The sequence below is a fragment of the Yersinia sp. 2553 StPb PI genome (assembly GCF_052217105.1).
Taxonomy (GTDB): Bacteria; Pseudomonadota; Gammaproteobacteria; order Enterobacterales; family Enterobacteriaceae; genus Yersinia; species Yersinia enterocolitica_E.
Genome location: NZ_JAZGPX010000002.1, coordinates 354,952 through 367,105 on the forward strand (window position 1 = coordinate 354,952; position 12,154 = coordinate 367,105).

Here is a 12,154-nt window from a genome sequence, read left to right on the forward strand (position 1 = left end):
GTTTGTCCACGCTACCGCCCCTGATTTACAGCACCCAGTATGCTGAAAGCAAAAATAGATTGTGGAATACCAATATGACGAAAATAACTACGCCAAAAGGATAGAGATATTTATACGTGTATTATAAAAAATAGATAATACTAGGCCAAGCATGGTCTGGTATTTTAATATGTATAGCCACACATTACCGTAGGTAATTAGAGGTGTAAAGGTTCTTCAGGCTGTTAGCTTAAATTTAATAAAGTTAATTTGCTATTATTAAGAATAATCTTGTTTTGTGGGAATTGTCTTATAATAATATGGCGGTTATGATTGAATTATATCTGATGCTCTGGTTGGTCATGATTTACTTTGTTGTTGATATAGGCTGCTGTTATTTTTATGTTTCTCTATTTTATCGATAAATAATATCGAGATTGTATTGATTGTTAGTCTATTGAAGGGGATATAGATGATGATTCTAATATCCCCAATCATCTTCACTCCCGCTCTAAAGCCCTGATAGGGTCCATCTCGGCTGCCCGTTTGGCAGGGAAAAAACCAAAAATAATCCCAATCAAACTAGAACATATAAAGGCCATCATGATGGATGTTGTTGAATAAACCATTGAAAAGTTACTACTGAACTGACTGAATATCAGGCCGATCGCTAGCGATAATATTACGCCAAGGCCACCGCCCAATAAGCACACTAATACCGCCTCTATCAAAAACTGCTGCATAATATCGCTGGCACGGGCACCAACCGCCATCCGCACGCCTATTTCTTTAGTACGTTCGGTGACCGATACCAACATAATATTCATCACTCCAATACCACCAACGATCAAGGAAATAACCGCAATCATTGATACCAGCAATGTCATGGTTGAGGTGGTCTTCTTAATGGTTTGACGGATACTGTCGGTATTCATCACGAAGAAATCCTGTGTCCCGTGACGTTGAGTGAGCAATTTTGTTACACCCTGTTCAGCATTCGCCAGGTCAATATCATCGTTCACCCGCACGGTAATACTCTTTAGATAAGATTGGCCGAGCATACGTTTCATCGCCGTCGTATAGGGGATCCACACATTGAGGTTCTCGTCGCTACCAAAACCACTTTGTTTCTTGGCCGCCACACCAATCACGCGGCAGGGCAGAGCGCCAAGTAAGATAACTTTTCCGATGGGGTTTTCGCCTTGGGCAAACAGCTTATCGCGGGTGTTTTCATCAATGACTGCCTCTTGCATCAGGCCATCGACGCTAGCGCGGTTAAAGGCCATTCCCTGGTTGATATTGTAGCCACGCACCAGAAAATATTGCTCACCGACCCCATTGACGGTGCCACTGACCGATTTATTACCATAACGTAGCGTGGTGCTGGTCGAAACCGTTGGTGTCACGCTGTGAATATAACCTTGTTGTGCCAGGGCATCCGCATCGGTCGCCCGTAGAGTATGGATTGCCGCTGAGCGCATATCACCAAAATCCTTGCCAGGGAAAATCTCCAGCGTGCTGGTCCCCATCGCGTTGATATTCGCCAAAACCTGTTGTTGCGAACCTTTTCCTAGTGCCACCACCGATACCACCGAGGCAATGCCAATAATAATCCCCAGCATGGTCAGTACGGTGCGCAAACGCTGTGCGGCCATCGCCAGTATTGCCATTTTAAACGCTTCTTGTAGGCGGTCGCGCTGCGCTTTCCACGAGGTGAGTAGTGGTTTACTGGCAATGTCTGGTTCTTGTTCGACGGTTGCTGTACTTACTGATTTTGTCGACTGCATTTGTCGGTCAGCAATGACCTCGCCATCTCTCAATTCAATAATTCGCTGCGCATGTTCTGCAATCGACATATCGTGGGTGACAATTACCACGGTGTGGCCTTGCTGGTGTAAGTCTTTCAGGATATTTAAGACTTCATTACCACTGTGAGTATCAAGTGCTCCGGTGGGCTCGTCGGCCAGAATAACTTCCCCGCCGTTCATTAGTGCTCTGGCAATACTGACCCGCTGCTGCTGCCCCCCGGAAAGCTGGCTTGGGCGATAATCCAGCCGCTCGGCCAGACCGAGGCGAGACAACAGGCTGGCGGCTCGCTTTTTACGTTCCTCGCGATTGATACCGGCGTAAATTGCCGGAATTTCCACATTCTCCCGCGCACTCAAATCATTTAGCAGATGGTAGCGCTGAAAGATAAAGCCAAAATGTTCACGGCGCAGTTCGGCGAGCGCATCACGGTCCAAATGTTGTGGGATCCGGCCAGCGACCAGATATTCGCCTGCGCTGGGTTTATCCAGACAACCGAGAATATTCATTAGCGTTGATTTACCGGAGCCTGATGCGCCAACAATCGCCACCATTTCTCCGCTGTAAATAGTTAGATTGATATTTTTCAGCACTTGAACCGTCTGTTCGCCATTAATAAATTCACGGCTGACATTATCAAGCTGAAGTAAGATCTTACTGTGGTTGAGGTCTGGCATCAGTTACATCCCCATCGGTGGCCCCATACGTTGGGCCTTATTGTTGGCGGTGGTACTGCTGCCTTGGCTGACGATCACCTGTTCTCCGGCTTGCAGGCCTGAGAGGATCTGTGCATCAACATTGTTATTTAGCCCAACGGTCACTTCACGCCAACCGATGTTGCCGTTGTTGCTCACCACTTGGACCTGATACTTTCCTTTTACGTTGTTTAATGCGGTTGCGGGGATAACGATGGCGTTCTCGGCTTTGTTGAGCACGATGTAGACCTGCGCGGTCATTGAAATTCGTAACGCGCCATTTGGGTTAGCAACATCAAACAGGCCGTTATAATAAATGGCAGTGCTACTGGAGCTGGAGCTGCTACTTGAGCTGGATGAGGTGGTGGTGGTTTCATCGTTGATCGAATCAGGCGCCGGTTCTATTGCCCGCAGCGTGGCACTGAATCGTTCTTCCGGCTCACCTAAAATAGTGAAGTAAACCGGCATACCGGCTTTAACTTTCACCACGTCAGCCTCAGAAATTTGTGCTTCTATCGTCATGGTGTCGAGCTGAGCGACTTTGATAATCGTTGGCGCACTTTGTACTGCGTTGACGGTTTGCCCCTCTTCAACCGGGATTGCCACCACTGTACCTGTGATGGGTGAGCTGATTTTAGTGTACCCAAGATTGAGTTTGGCGGTACTGACGGCAATTTCCGCCTGTGCAATCTGGGCATCGAGCGCAGTAATTTCCGCCTGAGTGCTTTCTAATGTGGCTTTGGCGCTATCAAAATCAGCGCGTACGCCGAGACCTTTGGCCAAAATTTGCTGCTGCCGTTGGTAGGTCAATAGGTTGTTTTTCTGTGTTGCCACTTTCGCCGCTCGTTGGGCGAGCACATTTTTCAGCGCTTCTTCGGCATCTTTCAGGGTATTTTGCTGAGTCAGGTCATCAATTTCAGCCACTAACTGGCCTTTCTCAACCTGCTGTCCTAGGGTGACATGGAGCGCTTTGATTTGCCCTGAAACCTGAGCCCCAACAGTGACTTGTTTTTGTGCCTTGATGGTGCCATCAGCCAAGACAGTTTGTTCCAGAGTGCGAGTTTCGGCGGCGGCGGTGATGTAAGCGGGTTTATCCGCCGGTGAAATCAATCTGAATAGCAGCACGCCGCCCGCTATCAGCAGCAGTACAGCCAGCCCGATAAAGCGTCGTTTCGACCTTGTAACCTGTTGCATAATCAATCAAAGATCCTTGAACCACAATGAAGAGAACGGTGAAACCAAATGCAGGGGGATAATTTACCGCCAACACCGATGAGTGTGAGTTAAGTGAGATTCAAGAATATGTAAGGATTGAGTAAAACCGGCTGCGCGCGAGTCAAATAGGCATGAAAATAGCCGAAATCAGGCAGGAGAGTTAAAAATGAAGATTTTGTTAGTCGATGATGATGTGGAACTGGGCACTATGCTGAGAGAATACCTGAGCGGTGAGGGCTTTAATGCCGAATTGGTATTAACCGGTAAAGCGGGTATTGCCGCAGCCTTATCTGGAGACTATACCGCCTTGATCCTCGATATTATGTTGCCTGATATGAGTGGTATTGATGTTTTGCGGCAAGTGCGTAAAAAAAGTCGCTTACCGATCATTATGTTAACCGCTAAAGGGGATAATATTGACCGGGTTATCGGTCTGGAAATGGGGGCAGATGACTATATGCCTAAACCCTGTTATCCCCGCGAGCTAGTCGCCCGCTTGCGCGCAGTATTGCGCCGCTTTGATGAACATCCTGAGGTGCCGTCAGCCGATGACAGTATCATCAGCCATGGCGACCTCACACTCAACCCGTCAACGCGCAGCAGTGAATGGCAGGGTAAACCGTTTGATCTGACTGCATCGGAATTTAACTTGTTGGAACTGCTGTTGCGTTCACCAGAGCGGGTGGTTACCAAAGATGAGTTATCCGATAAAGGATTAGGCCGACCACGGGAAGCCTATGACCGCAGTGTTGATGTGCATATCAGCAATATACGTCAAAAACTTGCAGCCCTGCCGGGGAACAATCTGAATATTGAAACGGTACGTAGTATTGGTTATCGCATCAGATAATAGCCTTGGGTGGAGTGAGATTGCTTATGCGCGGACGGTTGTTTTGGAAAATCCTGCTGGGTTTTTGGTTTACCTTTATTTTAATGACCCAGATGCTGTGGCTGGTGTTCTCCTTTTATGGCAATCGCCATGAACCCCCTGAGCGTGAAATGGTGCGGCAAATTGCCAAATTACAGGTTGCCTCGGCGGCGTCGGTATTACATTCCGGTGGTTTGCCTGCGCTAAGTACCATGACAGCTAACTGGTCGGAGGCTGATAAAGCCCATTTTTCTGTATTACCGGTGGCGGCGCTGCCACCGCTGACTGAAGAGGCGCTTACCGGGAAATCGATTCCCCAAGGCGGTGAACCTGAGTTTTATCGTCGTGAGGTTACCACTTGGGCCCAAGGCCCTGATGGACAAAACTATCGTGTCAGTTACGACATCGATGGCTTGCGCCCCGTTAATCAGCAGGGTGGCCCCGATGAAAAGCGCCATGAAATACTGAATATTCCTATCCCTATGATTTGGATGGGCGTATTAGGCGGTTTGTTCTTTAGCGCGTTATTAGCCTGGAATCTAACGCGGCCGATGCGCCAGTTGCGTGCCGGTTTTGAACGGGTGGCACAGGGGGATTTGTCGGTACGATTGCTGCCGGTAATGCGGCGGCGTCATGATGAGCTGACTGAAGTTGCGCGTGACTTTGACTCAATGGCCGAACGGCTCGAAGCTCTAGTCAGTGCGCGGGAACAACTACTGCATGATGTGTCCCATGAGTTGCGTTCCCCGCTGGCGCGTTTGCAACTGGCGATTGGCTTAGCGCACCAGAATCCTGGCAATGTTGAAAGCTCATTACAGCGTATTGAGCATGAATCGGAACGGTTGGATAAGATGATTGGTGAGTTGCTGGCACTTTCACGAGCTGAAAACCACGATCTTGCTGACGATGACGAGTATTTCGATTTGCATGAGCTGGTCAAAGTGGTGGTAAATGATGCGCGCTTTGAGGCGCAGGTGCCGGGCGTTGAGATCTTGCTACAGGTGTTGCCCCCTATCGAGTACACCGTCAGAGGTAATGCTGAATTGATGCGACGGGCTATTGATAACATTGTCCGCAATGCGCTGCGTTTCTCCGTTCATGGGCAACAGGTAAAAGTGACACTTTCATTGGTGGATAAGAGTTATCAGATTCAGGTTGCTGACCAAGGGCCAGGCGTTGAAGAGAGCAAGTTATCCAGTATTTTTGACCCCTTTGTGCGCGTTAAGTCGGCGATGTCTGGCAAAGGTTATGGTTTGGGATTGGCCATTACGCGTAAGGTGATTCAGGCCCATGGCGGGCAGGTTGAAGCACGCAATGGTGAGCAGGGGGGATTGGTGATTACACTACGGATTCCACGTTGGCTTGCAGTGGAGTAGTTTGACAGTAACGGTAATAGCAGAAAACAAAAACGGCACCCTTAGGCGCCGTTTTTTTATTCGTATGAGATTACTTCTTGATACGAATAATTGGTGTTTCACCAACGGTGACACTACCGGACAACTTAATCAGTTCTTTGATCTCGTCCATGTTGGAGATAACAACCGGCGTCAATGTAGACTTGGCTTTCTCTTCCAGCAGGGCCAGATTGAACTCAATAACCACATCACCTTTCTTGACGCGCTGGCCTTCTTCAGCGATGCGTTTGAAGCCTTCGCCTTTCAGTTCAACAGTGTCAATACCGAAGTGGACGAACAGCTCAATGCCGCTGTCTGATTCGATAGAAAAAGCATGGTTAGTCTCGAAAATTTTACCGATGGTGCCATCAACAGGAGCAACCATTTTATTGCCTGAAGGCTTGATAGCAATACCATCACCAACGATTTTCTCTGCAAAAACAACATCAGGAACATCTTCAATGTTGACGATTTCACCAGACAATGGCGCAACGATTTCAATAGTACCACTGTCTTTTTTGTCATCTGAAACCAGTGATTTCAGTTTATCGAACAAACCCATGATCTTCTCCTAAGTATTTATATCGGGCAGCGTTCCAGTATCGTGGAATTAGCAGAGTGTTTTTTCTTCGATGAATGTGGTAATCAAATCCATCAATTCCTTCGCTGTTGGTTGAGCTAATGCCTGCTCTGCCAACACCTTCACATCTTCGAAATTCGTATTACGGATAATTTTCTTGATGCGTGGGATCGAAATCGCACTCATGCTGAACTCATCCAGCCCCATGCCCAATAGCAACAGTGTAGCACGTTCATCACCAGCAAGTTCACCGCACATACCGGTCCACTTACCTTCAGCGTGAGATGCATCAATAACCTGTTTGATCAGGCCCAATACCGATGGCGACATTGGATTATAGAGATGAGAAATCAGCTCATTGCCACGATCTACTGCCAGAGTATACTGAGTTAGATCGTTTGTCCCAATACTAAAGAAGTCAACTTCCTTAGCTAAATGGCGAGCGATAACCGCCGCCGCAGGTGTTTCAACCATTACACCGACCTCGATAGTTTCATCGAAGGCCTTGTTTTCTACACGTAATTGGCCTTTCAGCAGTTCAAGTTCTGCTTTCAGTTCACGTACTTCTTCAACCGAAATAATCATCGGGAACATAATACGTAATTTGCCAAATGCTGAGGCTCGCAAGATTGCACGCAGCTGTGCGTGCAGAATTTCTTTGCGATCCATAGCAATACGGATAGCGCGCCAGCCCAGGAATGGGTTCTCTTCTTTCGGCAGGTTCATATACGGCAAATCTTTATCGCCGCCGATGTCCATGGTACGGACGATAACAGCCTGAGAGCCCATCGCTTCAGCAACGGCTTTATATGCCTGGAACTGCTCTTCTTCTGTAGGCAAAGAATCGCGGTCCATAAACAGGAATTCGGTACGATACAGACCAACACCTTCAGCGCCATTACGTTCAGCACCGGCGATATCACGCACAGTACCGATGTTGGCAACCACTTCAACCTGATGGCCATCAAGGGTGATAGCAGGCAGGTCTTTTAATTTGGCCAGATCATTTTTCTCGGTGATGTATTGAGTATTCACCGCTTTCAACTGCTCAATAATATCGGCAGTTGGGTTTAAATAGACTTTGTTGTTTACTGCATCAAGGATCAAATAGTCGCCATTCTGGACTTGTTTGGTCACATCGGAGGTGCCGACGATAGCAGGGAGTTCCAACGAACGAGCCATAATCGAAGTGTGAGAGGTACGGCCACCTAAATCGGTGATAAACCCTAACACTTTATCCAGATTAAGCTGTGCGGTTTCTGATGGCGTCAAATCGGTGGCAACCAGAATAACTTCATCCTGAATGGCACTCAGATCAACAATGGTCAGACCGAGAATGTTCTTCAGCAGGCGTTTACCGATATCACGCACGTCAGCCGCACGTTCTTTCAGGTATTCGTCATCCAGTTCTTCCAGGGCTTTTGCCTGCCCCTCAATCACTGAATAAGCGGCTGCATCAGCAGAGGCATGCTCATCTTTGATGAGGGCTATGATTTCCTGCTCAAGCTCTTCGTCTTCCAACAGCATGATATGCCCTTCGAAGATGGCAGCTTTCTCTTCGCCGAGGCTTGCTTCAGCTTTGGTCTTAATCGCTTCTAACTGCTCAGACGCTTTGGCCCGCCCAGATTTGAAACGTTCGACTTCCTGCTCCACTTGGTCAGCAGAGATCTTTTTCCGGTTGATGACAATCTCATCTTCTTTCAGCAAAAGTGCTTTACCAAAAGCGATACCCGGTGATACTAAAATGCCTGAAATCATAACCCTACCTTACTCTTGACTGGTGTTAACTAAAAAAGCGTGCGTGATTACTCAAGCTCAGCCATCAGTTTTACCAGATGCTCAACAGCTTTCTTCTCATCTTCACCAACAGCCGAGATCGTAACAACAGTACCTTGGGTCAGGCCCAGAGTTTGTAGTTTAAACAGGCTCTTGGCGCTGGCGCTTTTACCGTTAGAGATCACAGTAATTTCAGACGCAAAGCCTTTTGCTTCTTTTACGAACTGGGCAGCCGGGCGGGTATGCAGACCATTTGGTGCAGTAATAGTAACTTCTTGCTGGAACATTGTATTTCCCCAACTTATTGGATTTATGTTGTGGAGCTAAAGTTTAGTGTAGAACCCAAACTTTAGCCTGTATTGGTGCGCGTATAACAAGACCATCTGACTTGCGCATGACTATGCCTCAACCACCGGCAAGTCACAAAGACAGTTTCTGATGCAACCTGAATTCAGGTCTAAAATCGACACTGTCGTATCTAAGAATAATGCTCTCTTTGCGTTATGTCTTCAATCCACGTTCGGTGATGACATTTTTTGTCGCATTGCATAATTGTTAAATCGATTCAGCCAGAGATTCACTCAAGATACGATTAATTTCGCGTATCAAAATAATTGACCGGTTAAATACTAAACCCAGAGGGTAAAATCAATCTTTATGTAGTAAAAACTTTGAAGTGCGCCACAAAAAAAGCACCCATGAGGGTGCTTTTTTAGCATTTAGTGCGACAGCCTGACTACTGTTGCAGCTCTTGCTCAGTGAACAAATCTGCAAACAATGCTGTGCTTAAATAACGCTCACCCGAGGAGGGAAGAATAACCACAATTGTTTTGTCAGTAAAGCCATCTTCTTCGGAAAGTTTGACTGCTGCCGCAACTGCTGCACCGGAAGAAATACCGGCCAAAATACCTTCTTCGTCCATCAAACGGCGAGCCATTGAGATAGCTTCATCATTGGTTACCAACGCTACGCGGTCAACCAAACTCAGATCGAGGTTGCCGGGAATAAAGCCAGCACCGATACCTTGGATTTTATGTGGGCCGGGTTTGATTTCCTGTCCAGCCAACGCTTGCGTGATAACCGGGGAGTCAGTCGGTTCAACCGCCACAGTGATAATCGCTTTGCCTTTGGTATTTTTAATGTAGCGGCTAACACCGGTCAGGGTACCACCGGTACCGACACCTGCGATAAAGACGTCCACTTCACCATCGGTATCTTCCCAAATTTCCTGGCCGGTGGTTTGCTCATGAATTTCCGGATTCGCTGGATTACTGAATTGCTGCAAAATCAGGTAACGGTCAGGGTCAGTTGCTTGAATCTCTTCCGCTTTAGCAATGGCTCCTTTCATCCCTTTGGCCCCTTCGGTCAGGACCAGATTAGCGCCGAGCGCTTTTAGTAGCTTACGGCGCTCAATGCTCATGGTTTCTGGCATGGTAAGGGTTAATTTATAACCGCGAGCGGCGGCAACAAATGCCAAAGCAATGCCGGTATTACCGCTGGTAGGTTCTACCAGCTCTTTGCCTGCGGTCAGAATGCCGCGCTTTTCGGCATCCCAAATCATATTGGAACCGATACGGCATTTAACGCTGAAACTTGGATTGCGTGATTCAACCTTCGCCAAAATGCGCCCGTTACCGATACGGTTCAGACGAACCAGCGGCGTATGGCCGATTGTTAAAGAGTTGTCTTCATATATCTTGCTCATAGCCCGTCCTTTAACTCTATGAAAATGTAGGAAACGTTCAAAGCATACGCTAACAGTATGGCTATGGAAGTAAGTAATTAGTATATCGATATGTTATTAGGAAATAAGTTTTAATCCCAATAGCTTTAAGGGCGTGGCTGGCACGCCCAAAGGAGATTAACGAGGTGGTTGAGTAAACTGGTCGCGGTAACGATCTACCCACATTGCGGTGGCTCCGCAAACGGCAACCGGCAGAATCACCAGATTAAGGAATGGGATCATAGTAAACAAGCTCACCAGTGCACCAAATTGCAAGTTATCGACTTTATTTTGTCGCAATGCACTGCGCATCTGCTGGAAACTCACTTTATGGTTATCAAAGGGATAATCGCAATATTGAATTGATAGCATCCAGGCACTGAATAAGAACCACAATACCGGCGCAACGGTCTGACCAATGCCAGGGATAAAGTAGAGCAGCAGTAGCCCTAATGCCCGGGGCAGGTAGTAAGCCAGTTTTTGCCACTCGCGCGCCATGATGCGCGGCAAATCTTTAACTATTCCCCATATACCGGTGTCTGGCAGTGGTTTACCCGTCAGACTGGCCTCCAGTTGCTCAGCCAGCAAGCCGCTAAAGGGGGCTGCAATAATATTGGCCAGGGTACTGAACAGGTAACTGAATACCAGTAGCACCGAGATAACCATTACTGGCCACAACAAATAACTCAGCCACTGTAACCAGTCGGGAACATGGTTCATCAATTGTGGAACCCAATCACCTATACGGTTGAATAACCACCAGAAAGCGCCCCCCATCAGCAGAATATTTACCAGTAAGGGCAAAATAACAAATCGCCGGATACCCGGACGGGAAATTAATTGCCATCCTTGGGCGAAATAATGGACACCACTCACCTTTTTTACCGCTTTTTGCGTATACGCCATGCCATTCAGTTCTCTGTAAGTCTATTGACCCACGTATCATATCGGTATGATTTCCCACTGCATAGTCACATATTGTGCAAAAAACGAGCGAAACATCTAGCATAATCATCTTTCTTCGAAGAAAATTGAGCACGGACTTGCACTTGTGTTCGTTGGCAAATAGAGTTAAAGGGTGAATGTTTGCCGCGGTGGCAATGTATTGGAACAACAGAGATAGTAATGATGCAGGATTTGCGTCTGATATTAATCGTTGTTGGCGCGATCGCCATAATAGCGTTGTTATTGCATGGTTTATGGACCAGCCGTAAAGAACGCTCTTCACTTTTTCGCGATCGCCCAGTTAAACGTCCGAAACAAGAACGTGTTGAAACCCCGATCGAGAGTCTCGATGAAGGGGTAGGAGAAGTGCGCGTCCGCACTGCTCATCCACAGGAGAAGCCTTCGTTTAGTCATATTGATGACGACGACGAAGACATGCCGGTTATTCAGCATACTGATACCAAACCGGCTCAGGTCAAGACGGAACCTCGTCACAAGCCTTTTGCTTCAGTGCCAACAGACTATGACGACCCTCTTTTGGGTGGGCTATCGGCTGAGCAACCACCGCATGCATCACAGCGTGATCCTTTGCTTGGATCGGTTGAAGAGTCGTATTCGCAACCGCGACACGCAGAGCCACAGCATGTGGCAGAACCTGCACCTCGTGTGGCACCACAACATGTGGAATCACAACCAGAGCCTGTCGCTCCGGCAGCAGAGGTGAAACCACAGAAACTGAAAGAGACCGTTTTGGTGCTGCATGTTGCTGCGCATCATGGTGGCGCTCTTGGCGGCGAGTTGCTGCTACAGAGTGTTCTTCAGTCTGGTTTCCAGTTTGGTGAGATGGGTATTTTCCATCGTCATCTTAGCCCGGCAGGCAGTGGCCCAGTATTATTCAGTTTGGCGAATATGGTAAAACCGGGTTCTTTCGACCCTGATACCATGTCTGATTTTTCAACGCCGGGTGTCTCAATGTTTATGATGGTGCCGTCTTATGGTGATGCCAATCAGAACTTTAAATTAATGCTGCAATCAGCCCAACGCATTGCTGATGATGTCGGTGGTGTAGTGTTGGATGATGATCGCCGCATGATGACCCCGCAGAAGCTGGAAACGTATAAGGCGCGTATCCGTGAAGTGCTGGATGCAAACGCTAGCGCCTGATAACGTTAC

Annotated in this window: 10 protein-coding genes; 3 read left to right on the forward strand and 7 right to left on the reverse strand. The window is 47.7% G+C overall.

What is annotated here, in order from left to right; genetic code table 11:
• Nucleotides 1-479: 479 nt before the first annotated feature.
• The gene (locus V2A84_RS02730) at nt 480-2,462 is read right to left on the reverse strand and encodes a MacB family efflux pump subunit (RefSeq protein WP_372569431.1); all 1,983 of its coding nucleotides are present in this window, start codon (nt 2,460-2,462) and stop codon (nt 480-482) included.
• Nucleotides 2,463-2,465: 3 nt separating this feature from the next.
• Nucleotides 2,466-3,674, reverse strand: a complete 1,209-nt coding sequence (locus tag V2A84_RS02735; protein ID WP_083163425.1) for an efflux RND transporter periplasmic adaptor subunit — start codon at nt 3,672-3,674, stop codon at nt 2,466-2,468.
• Between the two features lie 187 nt (nt 3,675-3,861).
• On the opposite strand from V2A84_RS02735, the gene V2A84_RS02740 reads away from it, so the two are divergent.
• Nucleotides 3,862-4,545, forward strand: a complete 684-nt coding sequence (locus tag V2A84_RS02740) for a response regulator transcription factor (protein ID WP_083163427.1) — start codon at nt 3,862-3,864, stop codon at nt 4,543-4,545.
• Between the two features lie 26 nt (nt 4,546-4,571).
• Entirely contained in the window at nt 4,572-5,939 is a 1,368-nt protein-coding gene (locus V2A84_RS02745) for an ATP-binding protein (RefSeq protein WP_083163430.1), read from the forward strand.
• A gap of 70 nt (nt 5,940-6,009) precedes the next feature.
• On the opposite strand, the gene crr is transcribed toward V2A84_RS02745, so the two are convergent.
• The 5 genes from crr to cysZ form a co-directional block, all read right to left on the reverse strand.
• Nucleotides 6,010-6,519, reverse strand: a complete 510-nt coding sequence (gene crr, locus V2A84_RS02750) for a PTS glucose transporter subunit IIA (RefSeq protein WP_004392561.1) — start codon at nt 6,517-6,519, stop codon at nt 6,010-6,012.
• Nucleotides 6,520-6,567: 48 nt separating this feature from the next.
• Entirely contained in the window at nt 6,568-8,295 is a 1,728-nt protein-coding gene (ptsI, locus tag V2A84_RS02755; RefSeq protein ID WP_083163432.1) for a phosphoenolpyruvate-protein phosphotransferase PtsI, read from the reverse strand.
• Nucleotides 8,296-8,342: 47 nt separating this feature from the next.
• Nucleotides 8,343-8,600 carry a phosphocarrier protein Hpr gene (gene ptsH, locus V2A84_RS02760; RefSeq protein WP_083163435.1) on the reverse strand — a complete coding sequence of 86 codons (258 nt, stop codon included), beginning with the start codon at nt 8,598-8,600 and terminating at the stop codon, nt 8,343-8,345.
• A 449-nt stretch (nt 8,601-9,049) separates the two neighbouring features.
• The gene (gene cysK / locus V2A84_RS02765) at nt 9,050-10,018 is read right to left on the reverse strand and encodes a cysteine synthase A (RefSeq protein WP_442848577.1); all 969 of its coding nucleotides are present in this window, start codon (nt 10,016-10,018) and stop codon (nt 9,050-9,052) included.
• Between the two features lie 156 nt (nt 10,019-10,174).
• The gene (cysZ, locus tag V2A84_RS02770) at nt 10,175-10,942 is read right to left on the reverse strand and encodes a sulfate transporter CysZ (RefSeq protein WP_083163438.1); all 768 of its coding nucleotides are present in this window, start codon (nt 10,940-10,942) and stop codon (nt 10,175-10,177) included.
• Between the two features lie 219 nt (nt 10,943-11,161).
• Here cysZ and zipA point away from each other — a divergent pair, with 219 nt between their 5' ends.
• Nucleotides 11,162-12,145 carry a cell division protein ZipA gene (zipA, locus tag V2A84_RS02775; protein WP_102970550.1) on the forward strand — a complete coding sequence of 328 codons (984 nt, stop codon included), beginning with the start codon at nt 11,162-11,164 and terminating at the stop codon, nt 12,143-12,145.
• Nucleotides 12,146-12,154: the final 9 nt, after the last annotated feature.

Excerpts from the sequence above, each read along its gene's own strand:
- V2A84_RS02730 (WP_372569431.1), bottom strand. The coding sequence starts at position 2,462 with ATGCCAGACCTCAACCACAGTAAGATCTTACTTCAGCTTGATAATGTC.
- V2A84_RS02740 (WP_083163427.1), top strand. The coding sequence starts at position 3,862 with ATGAAGATTTTGTTAGTCGATGATGATGTGGAACTGGGCACTATGCTG.
- zipA (WP_102970550.1), top strand. The coding sequence starts at position 11,162 with ATGATGCAGGATTTGCGTCTGATATTAATCGTTGTTGGCGCGATCGCC.
- cysZ (WP_083163438.1), bottom strand. The coding sequence starts at position 10,942 with ATGGCGTATACGCAAAAAGCGGTAAAAAAGGTGAGTGGTGTCCATTAT.
- ptsI (WP_083163432.1), bottom strand. The coding sequence starts at position 8,295 with ATGATTTCAGGCATTTTAGTATCACCGGGTATCGCTTTTGGTAAAGCA.
- V2A84_RS02735 (WP_083163425.1), bottom strand. The coding sequence starts at position 3,674 with ATGCAACAGGTTACAAGGTCGAAACGACGCTTTATCGGGCTGGCTGTA.
- ptsH (WP_083163435.1), bottom strand. The coding sequence starts at position 8,600 with ATGTTCCAGCAAGAAGTTACTATTACTGCACCAAATGGTCTGCATACC.
- crr (WP_004392561.1), bottom strand. The coding sequence starts at position 6,519 with ATGGGTTTGTTCGATAAACTGAAATCACTGGTTTCAGATGACAAAAAA.
- V2A84_RS02745 (WP_083163430.1), top strand. The coding sequence starts at position 4,572 with ATGCGCGGACGGTTGTTTTGGAAAATCCTGCTGGGTTTTTGGTTTACC.
- cysK (WP_442848577.1), bottom strand. The coding sequence starts at position 10,018 with ATGAGCAAGATATATGAAGACAACTCTTTAACAATCGGCCATACGCCG.